We start from the raw sequence: 18,579 nt of genomic DNA, 5'->3' as shown, positions 1-18,579 counted from the left end.
ATAGAGGAGACAATAGACGGAATTCAAACTTAATTAACACTTTGATTTACTAAAGAAAATAAGGTTTTTAGTTCGTTAGAGGCCAAGGGGTAGGCTTGTCCAAAGCCTTTGATATATCGACCGGATATAGGAGAAAGTTGGAATAAGTGAAAGTCAGGTAGAGCTTTTAAGGTCAGGATAAGGTCTCCGAATTTGGATTCAAATGCCTCCAGTCTAGATTCCCAATGTGCGTCTTCTCTTGAAATAAAAAAAGCGTTGACTTGGAGTTGGATGCGTTGTCGTGCAAAAATATTTCCGGCTTCTTTTTCTCCTTCCATTATCAATAAACTGGCTTGCGGATGATTCAATAAGTTTTGTGTGTGTTCGGCTAACCCAGAAACAAAGATATAGAAGGCTTCTTGATATTGAATAAAGGGAGCATAACTCGCATTCGGGGTTTGTAATTCACCAAGAGTTGATAGTAGAAGGCTTTGCTGGGATTGTATTAAAGCAGCACAACTTTGATAAGTGGTTTTAGACCATTTGGGAAATTTGGGTTGCGGCATAAGCTTTCCTGAGCATAATAAAGTAAAAGCAACTCTATGATAGAGGATTCTATTAGGGGTGTAAAAGAGTAGAATAGTTTTTAATTTCAATGAAAAAGAGTTCTCTATTTTGAATAGGCGCTATCGACCCTTTTCCGTGTTGTCGGGATTGGGTATATTGTTGGTTGTGATGGGCACTTATGCTCTCAGTATTGGGCCGATTGAGATATCGTCCTTTGATGTTTTGAAGACCCTTTTTGGTTTATCTGATTCGGCACAAACCGCACTGGTGATTTCTGAAATACGGCTACCACGTATTTTATTAGGCATGCTGGTTGGTGCGGGGTTAGGCGTTGCTGGTGCAGCTATGCAAGGATTGTTTCGGAATCCTTTGGCCGATCCTGCTTTGGTCGGGGTGTCCAGTGGTGCCGCGTTAGCTGCCGTCACTGTGATTGTGCTTGGGCACTCCCTGTTGGTGGGGTGGGTCGGATTATTACAGGGGGCTTCGGTGCCAGTGGCGGCTTTTTTAGGTGGACTGTTGGTAACCTGGATTATTTATCGAGTTGCCACCCGGAATGACCATACGGACGTTGGTTTGATGTTGTTGACTGGTGTAGCGGTGAATGCGATTGCGGCTTCAGCAACGGGGCTTTTAACCTATTTGGCAACAGATGAAGCACTCCGAAACTTAACCTTTTGGACAATGGGATCAATTTCTGGTGCGACTTGGTCAGATTTAACAATGGCGTTTGTGCCAATATTAGCCGCGGTGCTTCTGTTACCTTATTTTGCTCGAGGATTGAATGCGTTTTCGATGGGGGAAGCGGTTTCCGCTCACATGGGATTTCAAGTTAAACGATTGAAGTGGGGTGTCATTGGGTTGAGTGCTTTAGCCGTTGGCGCGTCGGTCTCTGTCAGTGGCATTATCGGGTTTGTCGGCTTGGTTGCACCTCATTTAATCCGGTTGCTATTGGGGCCGGATCATCGCTGGTTATTCCCTGGCAGTGCCTTGATGGGGGCGATGCTCGTTGTGGTGTCGGATTTGTTAGCGCGGACCTTGCTTTCTCCTGCAGAAATTCCGATCGGTATTGTGATGTCCGCTATTGGAGGCCCTTTCTTTTTGTGGTTGTTGTTACAACGTCGTTCACGAGTCGGTCTTTAAGGGGGGGATGCTATGTTAACAGCGAAAAAACTGTGTGTTGAACGGCAAGGGCATCGTATCTTATCGGATGTGTCCGTTGAGATTTCTCCAGGGCTGGTTGTCGCTATTTTAGGAGCAAATGGAGCTGGAAAATCGACACTTTTGCATTGCTTAAGTGGCGATGTAAGTGAAGCGAAACAGCACGTATTTTTAAACGGAAAAAACTTAGATTCTTATACCTCGCAAGCGTTGGCCATGTCGAGGGCCGTTATGCCTCAACGTGTGCAAATGGATTTTGCCTTTTTAGTTTCTGAACTGGTTGAAATGGGACTGTGGCAAATCCCACGGCAATTCGATAAACAACTGCGAGTGGATGAAGCCCTGGCGTTGTTTGGCATTGAGACATTGAAGCAGCGCGATTATCAAACGTTATCCGGCGGAGAACAGCAACGAGTGCAGTTAGCTCGGGTGGTTGCTCAATTACTAACCCCCGTTGCCCAGGCCGACGCACCGCGTTATTTGTTGTTAGATGAATGCACCTCGAATTTAGATTTTGCTCATCAACATCAGGTATTTGAAGTGGTCAAAAAATTAGCGAATACCTATCAAATGGGGGTTGTAGTGGTGTTGCATGATATGAATTTAGCGGCGCAATATGCAGATCACTTAGTATTGTTAAAACAGGGAAAAGTATTAGATCAAGGGTCGGTTGAAAGCATGCTGATACCATCCAAGATAGAAGAGCTGTATGATTTTCCTGTTCAAGTTTTACCCCATCCAAAGGGCTGGCCAATGATTGTTCCGGCTTAATCTCTATACCTTAAAAAGACTTTAGGAGAATATCATGCAAGTTGTTTCGGTAAATGTCGGCCAAGTTCAGTCTTATCCATGGCGAGGTGGAACGCGATCAGGTATTCATAAAACACCACTTGACACAGCTGTGTTAGTGACTGAAAAGGGTTTGGAAGGCGATCATCAGGCCGACCTCAAAAATCACGGCGGAGAGGATAAAGCGGTATTAATCATTCCGACTGCAAACTATGTCCTTCACGGCGTCAGTCAGCATGCCTTTGGTTTCTTGGGAGAAAACATTTCTCTTTCCGAGGTGGATGAAAGCCAAGTGAAAGTCGGGGATCGGTTTCAAATCGATGATGTGATATTAGAAGTGACTCAACCTCGCTCTCCTTGTTGGAAATTAGGCGAAATGAATGGGTCACAACTATTTGTAAAAAATTATAGTTTTTCAGGTCGAGTTGGGTTTTGTTGTCGTGTGCTGGCAGCTGGAGAAATTCAAGCTTCAATGCCTGTTAAACACCTTAAAACTGGGCAGGGCGAAAATATTCAGACTTTATTTTTGGCTAAATTCAATGCTTCTAGCATGGATGATTATGCTGTTTTGCAAGAGGCATTGGAAAATCCCGCCTTATCGGATTCCTGGAGTCAATCCATTAGGCAAACATTGACTCGCAGGTTTAAAGACGACTGAAGTCGGGTATTAATTGCCTGTTAAAACGGTGAGCGTGTAAAATATGTGTCATCGTTTTTAAATAAAGAACCAAAGTATTTCATGTCAAAGATTGAACAGTTCCCCGAAAATGCAAACGCACTGGTTGAAGAAATTGCCAGTGAGGTTGTGAACGTATCGAAAAAGAAAAAAGATTGGATTAAGCCGCCTAAGTCGATCTTAAAGTTGGTGGGTCGAGCCGTAGCTCAGTATCAGATGATCCGAGAAGGAGATCGTATTTTACTGGGGTTATCTGGTGGTAAAGACTCCATGGCTTTATTGGTTGTTTTAAAACATTTACAGCGCCATTCGCCGGTCAAGTTTGAATTGGCTGCCTGCACGATTGATCCTGAAATTCCAGGGTTTGATCCATCACCCTTGAAAGAATGGGTTGCCTCGATGGAGGTTCCATACTTTTATGAATCAGAAGATTTGGTGGCCTTAGCCGATGCCCATATGAAAGGCGATTCTTTCTGTAGTTTCTGTGCACGCCATAAGCGCGGTAAACTCTATACGGTTTGCCGTCGTGAAGGCTATAACGTTTTGGCTTTGGCGCAACACCTGGATGATCTGGCTGAGAGTTTGTTGATGTCGGCGTTCAATGCTGGAGAGCTTCGAACTATGAAGGCTCACTATTTAAACAACGAAAAAGATATTCGTATTATTCGACCGCTGGTTCGTGTTCGAGAAAGTCAGACGAGAGCATTTTCAGAAATGGCAGAACTTCCGATTATCCCAGATAATTGTCCGGCCTGTTATTCCAAACCCCAAGAGCGTCAGCGTATGAAAGAGCTTTTGCTTGAACAAGAAAAGCATAATCAACATTTGTATGCCAACTTGTGGCGTGCCATGCAACCGTTGGTGGCAGATGATAATCATGCTGGCAAGGCAGATTTGAAGTAGGCGTTATGACGAATCAATCTCAACAGAAATGGCAAGGTAAGCTTTTTATTGGGTTGCTGAAGTTTTTTTCTTGGTGGTCTTTGCCTGTTAATCACGCGATGGGAAAAGCCATTGGTTATTTATTGTGGTGGCTGCCATCATCGCCCAAACGAATTTCTGAGATTAATTTAAAAATCGCTTTTCCAGAGCTGCCTGAGGCTGATCAGCAAACGTATTTAAAGCAAAGTTTGCTTGAACTGGGGAAAACCACAACAGAACTCGGTCCTATATGGTTATGGGATGCGAAGCGAGTGTTTGACCTCATTCAGTCGGTGCAAGGCGCCCATCTGGTTGATGAGGCTTTTCAACAAGAGAAAGGGGTTATTATTTTATCGCCGCACATTGGGGCCTGGGAAGTGATGGGCATTTATCTTTCCCGCCACTATCCGATGACAACGCTTTACCGCCCACCCAACCTGCCGTCCATTGAAGACTTTATGCGACAAGTTAGAGAAAGGTCGGGTTCCACGTTAGTTCCCACCGATTTATCCGGCGTAAAAGCCTTGCGCCAAGCATTGCGTAAAAATGAAATGATTGGGATATTACCGGACCAGGATCCCGGAAAAAATGGTAGTACCTATGCACCTTTTTTTGGACATCCTGCGCGAACAATGGTGTTGGTGTCCAAACTGGCGTCAAAGTCGAAATGCGCTGTGTTTTTCGCTTATGCCAAACGACTGCCTAAAGGACAAGGGTATGATATTCATTTCATACCAGCGGATGAAAACGTTGCTGCTCAAGATGAACTGGTGGCAACAACAGCCTTGAATCACGGAGTTGAACAGTGTGCCAGAGCGCTTCCTACTCAGTATCAATGGAATTACAAACGTTATAAACACCCTCCGGAAGGGGTTGAAGATGTGTATAAAAAAACAAAATAATAGCCAGGCCTGGCTGTTTTAGGTATGTTTGAGGTTAACGATGCGAACTTTCTTTGCGGTGCCTGTTAACGAAACTCTTAAGCAAGTATTACTGAGTCAGCTTAAAACGTTAAAATCACAACCTTGGACATCACTTGTGCATTGGGTACCAGAAGAAAATTGGCATTTGACGTTAAAATTCTTAGGTGAAATAACGTCAGATCAGGCAAAATCTATTGAAACAGCGATGCAAAACTGGTTTGCTGAAGGCATGAGTTATTTTGACGCAGAGGCTCTTGCGATTAAAGGGTTTCCGCAAGCCAAGTCGGGTCCTTTTATTGTCGCCACTTTCGATGCAACGCTGCTTTTACAATCTCTGGTTCGAGAAATAGAAGACCAATTACGCTCTTTTGAAATCCCCAAAGAAAAGCGTGCATTCCGACCTCATATCACTTTAGGTAAATGGCAAGGGGAGCAAGACGCTTTTCCTGAGTTAGAGGTTCCTCTTGATCAGGCCTGGTTGCGTGTGGATCGACTGAATCTTTATGAAAGTGCTCAAGGGCGCGGCCGCCATCAATATAAGCTTTTGGCGAGTCAGCTATTAGATACTTATGATTAAAATCTTTCTAACTCACCTAATCGAAGGTTGAATCACTCGATTAAGATTGAGCGGGTGGTTTAGTCGCGATTAACCAAGCATAGCGATTTTTGCTAGAGGTATTATCTGCAAGCCAGCCTTCTCCATAAACATTGATCTCAAAATCGCGCCAACTAGGCTGTGTTTGTGGCAGTTGGCTCAACTCACCTGTCTGAAGATAAAAATGCGGATTGCTTGGTGCATTTTCCTGAACCGGTGCTAAAAAAGTTTGGATCAATATTTTGCCATTGGGTCTCAATGCCTGTGCAATCTGAGGCCAGAGGTTTCGATTTAAGTATCGACTGACCACGATCACATCGTATTGCTGATAAGGAAATAGCATTTGTTCAAAATCACAGATGGTCGGGGTAATGGGTAACCGATTCACGGCCGCCCAATTATTGAGGTGAGTGAGCGCGGTATCGGAAATATCCCAAGCATCCACCGTGAGGCCGCATTGCGCCAAAAAACGCGCGTTGCCCCCTAAGCCACAGGCCAGATCAAGTGCCTTCCCTGTGAGAGGCAATTGGTGAAGATGTTGTTTCAATGCCCATGCAGGGCGCACGGGTTTTTTGGGATCGACATCGGCATACTTCTGATCCCATTTTTCAGATAATGAAAGGGACATTATTTTCTCCAGAAAGCAGCTGTGAACAGCACCAGTATGGTGAATAATTCCAGACGTCCCAATACCATTAGAAAGGAGAGTATCAATTTGGCTGGATCGGAAAGCTCTGAAAAATTAGCCGCCACTTCGCCCAGCCCGGGACCTAAATTGGTGATGGTGGCGGTAACGGCGGAAAAAGCCGTTAAAGGATCCAGCTCCATAGCCATTAACAAGAGCGTTGCCAAGACCACGATAAACACATACAACGAAAAGAACCCCCAAACAGCGGCCATAATTTTCTCCGAGACGGGTTTGCCGCTAAGCTTGACTGGCATCAGCGCATTCGGGTGGAGAAGTTTATGCACTTCTCGTAGCCCTTGTTTGAACAACAGCATGATTCGAATGACTTTCATGCCGCCCCCGGTGGAATAGGCTGAGCCGCCAATGTAACTCATTAAAATCAGGAAAATCGGTAGAAAGGCCGGCCAACTGCTAAAATCGGCACTGGCAAAGCCGGCTGTCGTGGCAATTGACATGACTTGAAAGCTGCCGAAGCGTAAAGCGTCTTCCCAACTGGCATAGGTATGCGAGCTATAAAGATAGGTGCTGACAATGAGGATGCCCCCCAGCAAGATTAGCGTATAAACCTTGTATTCCGGGTCGGACAAATAACGCTGGACGGTCATGTGACGAAAAGCCGTGAAATGTAGAGCAAAATTGATGCCTGCAATGTACATGAAAATCATCGTAATGACTTCGATATGCACACTGTCAAAGTGGCCTATGCTGGCATCATGGGTAGAGAATCCACCGATGGCGACGGTCGAAAAACTATGGCCAATCGCATCAAACCAGTTCATGCCGGCTACCCAGAAGCTGACAGCGCAAGCTGTGGTAATGCCCAGATAAATATACCAGAGAGATTTGGCGGTTTCCGAAATCCGCGGTGCGAGTTTATTATCTTTTATCGGGCCGGGGGTTTCTGCACGATAGAGCTGCATCCCCCCAATGCCCAGCATGGGTAAAATGGCCACCGCCAATACAATTATTCCCATCCCACCGAGCCATTGCAACTGTTGGCGATACCATAGAATCGCATGCGGTAGGTTATCCAAGCCGTTGATAACCGTGGCCCCGGTGGTTGTCAAACCCGAAAAGGATTCAAAAATAGCATCCGACAAAGATAAGTTGATGCCAGTTGCAAAATACATCGGAATGGCACCGGCAAAGCCTAAGGCTGTCCAAAAGATAACGACAATTAAAAAACCGTCTCGAATTTTTAAATCATGATGCTCTTTGCGTGAGGGGAGCCACAGTGAAAAGCCGGCAATAAAGAGCCCAATGGCAGACAATGCAAAGTCTGACATACCACCATCTTGATAAATTAAAGCAATGATAATCGGTGGAATCAGCGTTAAACTGAAAACCATTAATAAAATGCCCAGAACTTTTAAAATAATTTTAGGGTGCATACGGTCGGGACTGCTTAAAAATTAAAACCAACTTTTCTTTTCCTTTGGGGTAAAGAGCTCTGTTATTTGTGCTGCCTGGCTCGGGTCATTCAAGAAAAGGATGACGTGGTCTTCTGCTTCAATCGTTAGATCCCGGTGCGAAAACAGGACTTCATTTTCACGCACAATGCACCCTATGGTGATGCTGGTTGGCCATTGAATTTCACCAATGGTTTTACCAATAATGGCAGAAGAATTTTCACTCCCATGCACAATCACTTCCATGGCTTCTGCCGCACCTCGGCGTAATGTAAACGCTTTGACAGTATCACCTTGACGCATGTAGTGCAGTAAACGACTGGTGGTGATCTGGTCGGCTGAGATGGCCACATCGATACTGTTCAGTTGAATTAAATCCACATAAGATTGATTGTTCACCAAGGCAATGACACGACGAACACCTAGTTTTTTTGCCAGCATGCCGGAAATAATATTGGCTTCATCGGAATTCGTCAGTGCTAAAAATAAATCGATTTCATCAATGTTTTCTTCAATGAGCAAGGATTTATCGGAGACATCCCCTCGGATCACAATGGCTTGCTCAAGCTGTTCAGAGATTTTCCGTGCTTGCGTCATGTTGTGGTCGATAATTTTTACCTGATGCTCTTTTTCCAACTCTTTGGCAAGGTTGAAGCCAATGTTCCCCCCTCCCGCGATCATGATGTTTCTAGAAGGACGAAGTTTATCACGTCTTAATTCTTGAACAATTTTAGGAATATTGGAAGGCTCGGCTAGAAAGAAAACCTCATCGCCGACCTGAATGGTGACATTGCCGGTGGGAATGACAATTTCATCTCGGCGGTAAATCGCAACGATCCGATGTTGTACCCCATCGGGTAAATGATGTTTGATTTCCCGGATTTTTTTGCCAACAATCATCCCGCCAGAGTGGGCTCGAATGGCGACCAATCGAACTTTTCCTTCTGAAAAATCAACGACCTGAAGAGAACCGGGGTAGTTAATCAGTTGCAGGATATAGTTTTTAACCAGCGTTTCAGGGCTGATTAAAACATTGATAGGGATCGCGTCCGTATTTTGCTCTCGGTCAAACAACTCGGGGTGGTTTAAGTAGCTTTGGCTTCTCACGCGTGCAATTTTAGTGGGCGTTTTATGCATGATCTGAGCAAGCTGACACGCGACGATATTGGTGTCATCTTCATGCGTGGCTGCGATCAGCATGTCGGCTTCTTCCAAGCCGGCCTGGTTTAAGACGTCTGGATTAGAGGCATGACCATTCACCGTTCGAATGTCCAATCGATCTTGTAACCGTTGAAGGTTGATTCGATCAAGGTCAACCACTGTGACATCATTGTTTTCGATGGCAAGCAGTTCTGCAAGGGATGTACCGACTTGTCCGGCACCAAGAATAATTATGTTCATAAGGGCGCGTTATTTAAATTTTCCTTAAAAAGCTGTCTAAGCATTTTAAATGGTGTTACCTGCACTTTCCAAGTAACCAATTGATTGCATGTTCATATATTACTGCTATGTATTCTACGCTGTATTAAGCCTGAAATTAACCCTAATTCTTGCTTTTATCACAACCGATTATACCTTTAGAAGTCGTGGCATGAGGCGGTTCAGTTATTTCGGGTTTTTCGGGTCAATTTTGAGTGCTTTTAGTTTACGATATAAATTGGTTCTTTCAACGCCTGATAATTTAGCCGTTTCTGTAACATTCCCTCCGGTTTCACGGAGTAGTTGGCTCAAATAAGCTGCTTCAAATTGTTCTTTGGCCTGTTTTAAATTAACGGAGGTATTAATACTGGAAAAAGACACTGTATCGGCATTTTTGGTGCTTTCGAGTGCACGGCGAATTTCGTCATCATTGACTTCTCCTTCTCCGAGAATCAGAAGACGTTGGACCAGATTTTGCAGTTCTCGGTAGTTTCCAGGCCAACTGTATTGCCGAAGTACATTTTTAGCAGCGACATTAAATTCACGGTATTCCAGTCCTTCATGCATGAGAAAGTAATCCAAAAAATAATCAATCAAATCGGGAATGTCTTCTGTGTGCTGGCGTAAAGAAGGGATTTCCAAAGGCATGACATTCAAACGCTGAAATAAATCGTTACGAAAGTGGCCACTGTTTGCTAAATCTTCTAACCCCACTTTTGTTAAGGCAATGATTCGGACGTCTAACGCAATTTTTTTATTGGAACCGGGACGAACAAAAGACTGGTCGAATAAAAGCTGGCTGAAAAAATTCTGACCTTTTGTACTGAGCTGTTCGACATCTGAAATGACTAAAGTCCCACCAGATGCATGGATTAACTCTCCAGGAAAGGTGTTTTGTTCGGTTTCTAAACCAAGAATAAGTTCTTCTTGTTCATCAAAGTCAGGGGCATGAATTTCGAATAAAGACTGTTCTTTGCGTTCGCTTAATTTGTGAATGGCTTCTGCCAAGCGATGCTTTCCCGTGCCCGGTTCACCCTTGACCAGAATTGGCATGGAATATTTGGCAAGCCGATTTATGGAATCTCTTAACTCTACAATCAGTTTGCTTTTTCCAATCGGTAAAATTTGATCCGGCAATTTCTGTTTTAAGTGACGGTTTTCACTATGGAGGTGGAGGTGCTCCATTGCTCGTTCAGCGGTAATCAAAAGCTTCGCGAGTGACAAGGGCTTTTCTAAAAAATCATACGCGCCGAGTTTGGTGGCTTCAATGGCCGTCTCAATCGTGCCATGCCCTGACATCATAATGACGCTGCTGTGATCAAGCACATTTTCGGCCATCATTTCTTTGAGAAGCGAAATACCATCAATGTCAGGCATCCATATGTCTAGAAAAATTAAATCGGGCGCTTTATCGCGCCAAATAGCTTGAGCTTGCTGCCCATTGGCGGCCACCATAACCTCATAACCTTCTTCAGAAAAAATTTCTTGCATGAGGCTACGAATGTCTTTTTCATCATCAACGATCAGTAATTTGCCTGGTTTCATAGTGGGGTCATTTTTATTAGACAGCTATCTTTTAGTGTGTTGTGGTAAGTTTATTATAAAACAGGTTCCTTGCTCGGGTTCCGATTCTACATGAATTTGTCCTTGATGTTCGTCAACAATTTTTTTCACGATTGCTAACCCCAGCCCTGTCCCTTTAGGTTTATCGGTTGAATAGGGTTCAAATATCCAATTCCTGGCTTTTTCAGGGATACCGGGACCATTATCGCAAATAGAAAACTCAATCTCATCATGCGCACAATTGGTTTGAACATCAATTCGTGTGTTAGGCCGTTCACCACAAGCTTCAATGGCATTTTTAATTAAGTTATGTAGCAGTTGTCTTAGTTTTGAGGCATCTGCCGTAATTTTTGGGCATTGGACATCTACTTTGTAAGACACTTTCCAGTTTGCTTTGGGATCTTTATACATGCTCACAACATCTTTGATGAGTACGTTAAGATTCAATTGGCTGAGTTCAATTTCAGGTGTATCGGCATACTCAGTAAATGCTTGTACTAAGTTTTGCATGGCGGCGACTTGTTCAATAATGGTGTCCGTCATTCGGTTAAGGAGCTGCTGGTCAGTCGTCGTTAATTTATCAGCTAGTTTGTAGTTGAGGCGCTCAGCGGAAAGCTGAATAGGGGTTAACGGGTTTTTGATTTCATGCGCTAAGCGTTGGGCAACATCGCTCCAAGCGGCATGAAGTTGCGCTTGGACCAGTTGGGTAATATCTTCAATAACAATTACAAACCCGCCCGCTTTTTGATCCAAACTCGGTAAAGTTGATCCATGCACCAACAGTATCTTTTGGCCTTCCTTACAATCAAACGTCAGTTGCTCGCTCCAAGGTTTGGCGTCATTACGGAATAAAGGGAAAATGGTGTCAAAGAACTGTTTTAGGTGTTGGCTCTCAGGTTGTTTTAAAATTTCATTCAACGGTTTTCCAAGCTGTTTAAACAGATCGGTGTTTAGGATGCTGTTCGTAGCATCATTGATGGTTTTTAACCGAAGATTCATGTCTAACGTGAGCACACCACTGTTGAGGTTTTTAATGATTGCCTGCAGGTAGAGTTTCTGCATTTCAGTTTGTTGGTGCCCAAACTTGATGTCATTTCGCGCTTTAGCAATTTGCTGGATCATGTCGTTAAATGAATGAATAAGTTGCCCCATTTCATCTTCTTGAACAACCGGCATGGAGATTGTGTAATCTCCTTTGGCAACGGCTTTAGTTCCTCGAGCCAGTGTACGAATTGGTCGTGTAATGTTTTGAATGGTCTTGATCGTGAATAATAGAGTGCTGATGATGGTGAGTAACAGTACCATACTCAAAATCACGGTGAAGCTGGTTTTGAGCGGGCCTTTTAAATAGGATAATTCTTGATATTGACCGGCAGAGATACGTACCGTATCGGCAAGGTGGCTTAATTGTTCCGGAATTGAAAATACAGCTTGTAAGGCATAGAGTTTATTGTTCTTTACATCTGTGACAGGCAGCATGATACGAATGATCTGGTAAGACGTATTTAAACCAGATTGTGTTTCAATGGCCGCATAAGTGAGCTTTTTACGGACTTGTTGAAAAAGTCTTGGCGCCGGTGATTTGGGTAGGATGTTGACGTTGTCCTGGCTGCTATAGGCAATGAGTTGCCCGTCACTTTTATACAAAGCAATTTCTCGCGTATTCAGTTGTTCCCCTAGCTTATTCAAAGTAAGGACAGGGGTGATAAAAAGTTCGTCACGATAGAGATTGAGGGCTTGTTGAGTGTTGTTCAGGTTTCGCCGGGTCTGATCATCCAACGTGATTTGCACCAGCTTGACCGCATTTTCTAACGCTTCTTCTGTTTTAACGTCAAACCATTGGTTGATTCCTTGGTGCACAAAGCTCATTGAGAAATAAAAAATAATCGCCAGAGGAATCCCTAACATAAAACCAATAATGGTTGTCAGTCGCACGGTGAGTTTGAGGCCTGGGGTATTGGCTTTATATTGTTTTCGGATCTTGAGAAATGCTCGTACAAGCATCACGATTAATACGATCATGCCGCCGAAAGAGATAAACAGCAATGTAGAATAAGTCTGTGCAAATTGTGAGGCATTTTGCAGAATTTGACTCATAACAATCAAAGATATCAACAATATGCTGGAAATGGCGATGAGCCAACCATATTGTTTGATGAATCGTGATTGTTGCGTTGATGGCATAAAAGTTCGCTTTAGAAGTTAACGTTACTTAAAAAAATCATTGAGTTCTGTTTATAACCAGCTTTTGGGTGACTGAATTTGGATATTACTCCAATCACTGTCTAAGTGCCAGCCTGAAGACCAAAGTGCATCAATAATCAAAGGAGTAGGGAGCTGCCACTTATTAAGTGAAACCCGCATCTTAATCGCATAAAGCGTATTGGGATGTAAATCTGCTAAGTCAGTGATTCGGAAGTTAGAGAGTGTACCAAGCGTATGCAAGGCATCATTCAAGTTGTTAAAACTTTGAACTTTCTTATTGCGCTTATTTGAAATGACATAAAGTTGGCTGTAGCCAAAATACTGTAACTGGGACTGGTATTGAATCGTCACCCGGTTACGATGCATATTAAACCCGAGCAAAGAATGAACTTCATTCAATTCGATTTCTGTGTTAAACGTCAAGGGGATTTCATGTTGTAGTGCCGTGAGGACGGTTTTATCAAAATGGAATTGAATACTGGCATCCAGCATCAATTGCTGGTTATCTTGATAATTATTTAGATATAAAATCTGAATAGAAGAAGGGCGGTTCTCAGCGGCATAAATGAGCGTGCTGAACGTTAAAGTGGCGAGCAAGCCTAGGCATTTTAAAAATGAAAAGAGTACGGCATCAACACCTAGCATCTTCATGGCTTAACACTCCTTTTCAATCAAGCAATAATAAAAGCCGTCCATACCATCCTGGCCTGGCAAAATTTGTCGGCCTGGCGCATCTTTAATCAGTACCCCACAATCGGTTTCAATCGGTATTTCTTTCGCATCGGCTGTCTGCTCAAGAAACTGGGTCATTTGATCTCGGTTTTCTTGCGGCAAGACCGAGCAAGTTGCATAAAGCAATTGTCCGCCCGGTTTTAACCTTGGCCAGATGGCATGCAGAATGGCTGCCTGTAATTCGGTCAAAGCAGTAATATCTTCAGGCGTTCGATGCCATTTAATATCCGGGTGGCGTCGAATAATGCCCGTTGCAGAACACGGCGCATCCAATAAAATTTTATCAAACTGCACATCCGGCCACCAGTTGTCAGGTTGTGAAGCATCTCCCACTTCAATTTCTGCAGTCAGGCCCAATCGATATAAATTTTCAGACAAGCGTTCAATCCGTTCAGGTTCTTTTTCTAACGCGAATACTTTCGCTTGGTTGTCGCTCAGTTCTAAAAGATGAGTGGTTTTTCCTCCGGGTGCGGCGCAGGCATCGAGGATGACTTCATTAGGTAGTGGTGCTAGCAGACAAGCAGCTTGCTGTGCTGCAGCATCTTGTACACTGAATCCGCCGTCGTCATAGGTAGGAAGTTGCGTAATATCTAAGCTGCTTTTAAGCACAATACCTTGCGGTGCCTTTGGATGACTCTCTGCTTCAACCGATTGTTCTGCTAATAAAGCCAAAAATGCCTCACGGGTTTGGTGAAGCGGATTGACGCGCAAAGTTAAAGGCGCTGGTTCATTGTTGGCCGATAAAACTTGTTCCCAATGGTCTGGATAAGCACTTCGCATGGCTTTCGTTAACCATTGCGGGTGCGAGTAACGATAAGCCGGTTTTTTATCCACTTCTTCGCAAATGCTGTCTTTATCCCGTAAAAAAGTTCTTAAAACGCCGTTAATGAGACCTCTTGCCCAAGGCTTTTTCAAAGACTTGGTGAGGCTGACAGTTTCAGAAACCGCCGCATGCTCAGGTGTATCCATATACAGGATTTGATAGAGCCCTAAAAGAATCAGTTGATTAACGTCTTCATCTTTAGCCTTGAGTGGTTTTTTCAGCAAGTGACTTCGAATCGCTTCCAGACGGTCTTGCCAGCGTAGGGTACCGAGCACGAGATTTTGGGTAAAGGCACGTTCTCGGCGGTCGCTGAACTGTGCCAAGCCTTCCGCTAACGACTGGTTTAAAGATCGTCCATGTTCAATGACGGTTAAACAAATTTTCAAAGCGATATAGCGACTGTTAACGGCCATGAATTATCCTAATGTTTGGCCAGTCAGCTGGCGAGCTTGCGCAAAGTCATAAGCAGGCATGGCTTTTTTGCCCGACGGTTGTACCTGCGTAATCAATAATGACCCTTTTCCAGTGGCGACTTCCATACCTGCTTTGCTGACAGAAATGACCAGGCCTGGCGATTTTTGGGTTGAAGCATCACCGACTTCAGCCTGCCAGATACGCAAAGGCTGACCCTGGTATTGCGTAAACGCAACCGGCCAGGGATTAAAGGCTTGAACTTGACGGGCTAAAGTCTGTGCGGATGCCTGCCAATCAATCTCGGCTTCGGCTTTATTGAGTTTTTCAGCATAGGTGACTTGGCGTTCATCCTGTTTCACAGGAGACAGGTTGCCGACCCGTAAATCACTCAATGTTGTCATTAATGCATCGCACCCTAACGAGCTTAAGCGGTCATGTAAGGTTTGTGCGGTATCTTCAGGCATGATGGGGGTTTTTAAGATGGTGAGCATATCCCCAGTATCCAGCCCAACATCCATTTGCATAATGGTCACGCCGGTTTCCGCATCGCCCATTTGAATCGCGCGTTGGATCGGTGCGGCACCACGCCAGCGGGGTAGGAGGGAGGCGTGAATATTCAAACAGCCATATTTAGGCATGTCCAAAACCGCTTTTGGCAGAATCAGGCCATACGCCACCACAATCATCACATCGGCCTGAAGCGCTTCTAATTCCGCTTGCGCTTCAGGTGTTTTGAGTGACTCAGGTTGAAAAACAGGGATATCATGTTCTAATGCTGTTTGTTTAACTGGGCTGGCGGTGAGTTTTCGTCCACGTCCCGCCGGTCGGTCAGGTTGTGTGTAAACCGCAATCACTTCATGCTCAGAGTCGACTAAAATCTTAAGTGGCGCCACGGAAAAATCAGGCGTACCGGCGAAGATAATTTTAAGAGGTTGTGTCATGAGTCTGCTTGAGTTGCCATTTCTTTTTTAAATTTTTGAATCGCTCGGGTACGCTTTAAGCCAGATAAGTGATCAATGAACAGCTTGCCATTTAAATGATCAATTTCGTGCTGAATACACACAGCCAAAAGTTCATCGGCTTCAAATTCAATCGTTTTCCCATCTCGATCCATGCCTCGGACCAGAATATCTGATGGGCGGTCGACTTTAGCATAAATCCCTGGAATGGAAAGACATCCTTCTTCCCAGGTAATTTTGCCGGCAGTTTTGACAATTTCGGGGTTCAACAAAGCAATCGGTTCGTCTTTGGTTTCAGAAATATCGACTACAATTAAGCGCTGCTGCACCGCCACTTGAGGTGCGGCCAGACCAATTCCCGGTGCGTCATACATGGTGTAAAACATTTCATCAATGAGTTTATCCAATTCATCTGTCATTTCAGGAATTGGCTTGCAAACCTCTCTTAATCCGTCATCGGGGTAGAGAACAATATCGAGTTTATCCATAATACAAGGTATACTTTTTTAACGTTTTGAATGAATGACCCTAAATTATAGCGGATTGAGTCACCTATGTCTGATTTAGACAACATGCATGACTGGCTTTTATTACACTTTGCGCGCATCAATGCAAAGCAGTTGCCTCAAATTACATCTTATTTCGGCAGTATCTCACAAGCGATGGCTGCCTCGCAAGCGAGTTGGCAATCGAGTCAATTATTAAAGCCCAAACAGCTTGAACGTTTGTTCGATTCTGAAAATAATGTTCTTGTTGCTGAGGCAGTTGCCTGGTCACAACAACCCGAACAAACCATTTTGACCTTAAAAGATGCGGCCTATCCTGAGTTGCTGAAACGTATCTCAGATCCACCGATTTTGCTTTATGTAAGGGGAGACGTGAGCTTGCTTTCTGAACCCCAGTTGGCGATTGTCGGCAGTCGGAATGCTTCTAAACAGGGACGCTTAACGGCGATGGATTTTGCACAGTATCTTGCCAGTGTCGGGCTGACGATTACCAGTGGGTTGGCATCCGGTATTGATAAAGCGGCTCATGAAGGTGCCTTACAAGCAGGGGCGTCAAGCTCACAAGCTTTGCAAGGCACCACGGTCGCGGTGGTTGCAACTGGGCTTGATCGAGTTTATCCGGCTGCGAATCGAGAACTCGCACGGCAGATTGCCAATCAAGGTGTGTTGGTGTCTGAATACCCTTTAGGCTCGAAACCGATGGCGCATTTTTTCCCACAACGAAATCGTATTATTTCTGGTCTAAGTGTCGGAACATTAGTGGTTGAAGCAGCATTAAAAAGCGGTTCTCTCATCACGGCAAGAACAGCACTCGAGCAGGACAGAGAAGTCTTTGCCGTGCCGGGATCTATTAATAGCCCCCAGGCAAAAGGGTGTCATCAGTTGATTCGTCAAGGGGCGAAGTTGGTGGAGTCGGGACAGGATATTTTGGAAGAGTTATCGGCAATTTTACAACTATCACTTAATGATACATCTGCAGAGCAAGATGGCTCAAATGAAAAAGACGTTGTAGCGGAATCTAGTAGCCTTTTGCAGTATATCGAGTTTGAGCCGATAGGCTTAGATGAGTTGGTCGTTTTAAGTAAATTGCCGGTGTCAGATATCCAGAGCCAATTATTGATGCTGGAATTGGAAGGCAGCGTTGAAGCTTTGTCTGCAGGAAGGTGGCGTCGTTTGAATTAAGTTCTTAATTGGGTCGTTTTACAACGGACTTTTCGACCATTTTCAGAGTACTCTAAGTCATCAAAACTCAATTTATTTGCCATCATAATCCCACGGCCATGATTGTCCATTGCGCGGTCAATGGAGAACTCTAAATACTTTTCATAGTCAAATCCGGGGCCCATATCAGTGATGGTCACCGTCAGGTCAGAATCAGAATGGTCTAAATCAACCGTGACGTATTTCTCCTGGTTTTCCGGCAAACTGAGACGGTAAGCAATTTCATCATGCAAACGAGCGTCATTAATGAGCTGGGTTTTTTCATCGTAGGTAATCCCTAGGTTGCCATGCTCGACCGCATTGATCATGAGTTCTAAATATCCAATACCGATGCTGTTGGGATCTTTGGTTAAAAATGCAATAAAGTTAGACAGGTGTTTGGCTTCATCCAATGTTTGAAATTGAAAATGACCACTTTTCATCAGAGGGAAAGCGCTGTTGATCCCTTCAATGGTGGTGAGTGCTTCTCGATGATTTTTAAAGTCTTTTAAGGCGGCATTAACAACTGAAATTAAGGTTTCTTTGGTAATTGGCTTAATTAGATAGTAGAATGCGCCAGCATTAATCCCGCGTTGAATTTCTGCTTCGCTGTTGGCAGAGGTTTGTAAAATAAACGGAATTTTTTTGTATTCAGGATCTTGTTTAAGTTCTTCCAGCAGCTGAATGCCATCTTTGTTTGGCATAAGGTAATCAGAAATGATGCAGTGGAAGAAGTCTTTGGGTTTTTGCTGAATAAGGCGAGAAGCTTCTTCTCCATCATTGGCAATGTATAAAGTAAAGTTTTCGGTTTTCAGAAAGCTTTGAAGCAGTTTTAAACTGATTAGATCGTCTTCAACAATCAGTAAATTCGCTTGTTTCATTACCCGTTATGCCTTTTTAGAACAATGATATAAGATAGATTGGTTGTTAATAAGCTTAACATGTTTCAGAGTGGCTTCGCTACTCAAATGCTTATGCGAGCCCAAGATGGGCTGTTGAAATTGCCAGTTAACAGAATTGAATCACAATCAATCATTGAAAGAGTTAAAGATT

18 protein-coding genes are annotated in these 18,579 nt (G+C 44.0%); 7 read left to right on the top strand and 11 right to left on the bottom strand.

The genetic code is table 11. From position 1 onward, the window contains the following. Positions 1-29 precede the first annotated feature (29 nt). A complete protein-coding gene (locus P8629_RS09550; RefSeq protein WP_278165905.1) occupies positions 30-545 on the bottom strand; it encodes a HugZ family pyridoxamine 5'-phosphate oxidase in 516 nt (171 codons plus the stop codon). Between the two features lie 109 nt (positions 546-654). Here P8629_RS09550 and P8629_RS09545 point away from each other — a divergent pair, with 109 nt between their 5' ends. The 6 genes from P8629_RS09545 (at position 655) to thpR (ending at position 5,590) form a co-directional block, all read left to right on the top strand. After that, complete coding sequence (locus P8629_RS09545) at positions 655-1,686, top strand: FecCD family ABC transporter permease (protein ID WP_278165904.1); 1,032 nt, start codon at positions 655-657, stop codon at positions 1,684-1,686. Positions 1,687-1,698: 12 nt separating this feature from the next. Continuing rightward, positions 1,699-2,475, top strand: coding sequence for a heme ABC transporter ATP-binding protein (locus P8629_RS09540; RefSeq protein ID WP_278165903.1), 777 nt, complete (start codon positions 1,699-1,701; stop codon positions 2,473-2,475). A 34-nt stretch (positions 2,476-2,509) separates the two neighbouring features. After that, positions 2,510-3,151, top strand: coding sequence for an MOSC domain-containing protein (locus P8629_RS09535; RefSeq protein WP_278165902.1), 642 nt, complete (start codon positions 2,510-2,512; stop codon positions 3,149-3,151). Between the two features lie 81 nt (positions 3,152-3,232). Further along, entirely contained in the window at positions 3,233-4,072 is an 840-nt protein-coding gene (locus P8629_RS09530) for an ATP-binding protein (protein WP_278165901.1), read from the top strand. 5 nt (positions 4,073-4,077) lie between these two features. Further along, positions 4,078-4,992 (top strand): lysophospholipid acyltransferase family protein, encoded by a 915-nt coding sequence (locus P8629_RS09525; protein WP_278165900.1) that lies wholly within the window; start codon positions 4,078-4,080, stop codon positions 4,990-4,992. Between the two features lie 40 nt (positions 4,993-5,032). Further along, complete coding sequence (thpR, locus tag P8629_RS09520; protein WP_278165899.1) at positions 5,033-5,590, top strand: RNA 2',3'-cyclic phosphodiesterase; 558 nt, start codon at positions 5,033-5,035, stop codon at positions 5,588-5,590. 40 nt (positions 5,591-5,630) lie between these two features. On the opposite strand, the gene P8629_RS09515 is transcribed toward thpR, so the two are convergent. The 9 genes from P8629_RS09515 to def all read right to left on the bottom strand — a co-directional run bounded on the left by P8629_RS09515 (position 5,631) and on the right by def (position 16,308). Next, positions 5,631-6,236: a class I SAM-dependent methyltransferase gene (locus tag P8629_RS09515; RefSeq protein ID WP_278165898.1), complete on the bottom strand. Its 606-nt coding sequence runs from the start codon at positions 6,234-6,236 to the stop codon at positions 5,631-5,633. Then, positions 6,236-7,687 carry a TrkH family potassium uptake protein gene (locus P8629_RS09510; RefSeq protein ID WP_278165897.1) on the bottom strand — a complete coding sequence of 484 codons (1,452 nt, stop codon included), beginning with the start codon at positions 7,685-7,687 and terminating at the stop codon, positions 6,236-6,238. Before P8629_RS09510 ends, P8629_RS09515 begins: the two co-directional genes overlap by 1 nt. 21 nt (positions 7,688-7,708) lie before the next feature. Continuing rightward, the gene (trkA, locus tag P8629_RS09505; protein WP_278165896.1) at positions 7,709-9,106 is read right to left on the bottom strand and encodes a Trk system potassium transporter TrkA; all 1,398 of its coding nucleotides are present in this window, start codon (positions 9,104-9,106) and stop codon (positions 7,709-7,711) included. Between the two features lie 204 nt (positions 9,107-9,310). After that, entirely contained in the window at positions 9,311-10,669 is a 1,359-nt protein-coding gene (locus P8629_RS09500; RefSeq protein ID WP_278165895.1) for a sigma-54-dependent transcriptional regulator, read from the bottom strand. Positions 10,670-10,693: 24 nt separating this feature from the next. Further along, complete coding sequence (locus tag P8629_RS09495) at positions 10,694-12,871, bottom strand: sensor histidine kinase (RefSeq protein ID WP_278165894.1); 2,178 nt, start codon at positions 12,869-12,871, stop codon at positions 10,694-10,696. A 51-nt stretch (positions 12,872-12,922) separates the two neighbouring features. Beyond that, the gene (locus P8629_RS09490) at positions 12,923-13,543 is read right to left on the bottom strand and encodes a DUF4390 domain-containing protein (RefSeq protein ID WP_278165893.1); all 621 of its coding nucleotides are present in this window, start codon (positions 13,541-13,543) and stop codon (positions 12,923-12,925) included. A 3-nt stretch (positions 13,544-13,546) separates the two neighbouring features. Further along, the gene (gene rsmB / locus P8629_RS09485) at positions 13,547-14,860 is read right to left on the bottom strand and encodes a 16S rRNA (cytosine(967)-C(5))-methyltransferase RsmB (RefSeq protein ID WP_278165892.1); all 1,314 of its coding nucleotides are present in this window, start codon (positions 14,858-14,860) and stop codon (positions 13,547-13,549) included. Positions 14,861-14,863: 3 nt separating this feature from the next. Then, positions 14,864-15,802: a methionyl-tRNA formyltransferase gene (fmt, locus tag P8629_RS09480; protein WP_278165891.1), complete on the bottom strand. Its 939-nt coding sequence runs from the start codon at positions 15,800-15,802 to the stop codon at positions 14,864-14,866. Next, positions 15,799-16,308, bottom strand: coding sequence for a peptide deformylase (def, locus tag P8629_RS09475; protein ID WP_278165890.1), 510 nt, complete (start codon positions 16,306-16,308; stop codon positions 15,799-15,801). Before def ends, fmt begins: the two co-directional genes overlap by 4 nt. Positions 16,309-16,374: 66 nt before the next feature. Here def and dprA point away from each other — a divergent pair, with 66 nt between their 5' ends. Continuing rightward, on the top strand, positions 16,375-17,508 hold the full coding sequence (gene dprA, locus P8629_RS09470) for a DNA-processing protein DprA (RefSeq protein ID WP_278165889.1): 1,134 nt from the start codon (positions 16,375-16,377) through the stop codon (positions 17,506-17,508). Here the strand turns inward: dprA and P8629_RS09465 are convergent. After that, entirely contained in the window at positions 17,505-18,407 is a 903-nt protein-coding gene (locus P8629_RS09465; protein WP_278165888.1) for a response regulator, read from the bottom strand. The two genes, dprA and P8629_RS09465, sit on opposite strands and share 4 nt — an antisense overlap. Positions 18,408-18,579 lie beyond the last annotated feature (172 nt).

This window comes from Hydrogenovibrio sp. 3SP14C1 (assembly GCF_029625905.1).
Lineage (GTDB): Bacteria > Pseudomonadota > Gammaproteobacteria > Thiomicrospirales > Thiomicrospiraceae > Hydrogenovibrio.
Note: the sequence above shows the minus strand (reverse complement) of the source record. Positions and strands in the feature narration are given on the sequence as shown.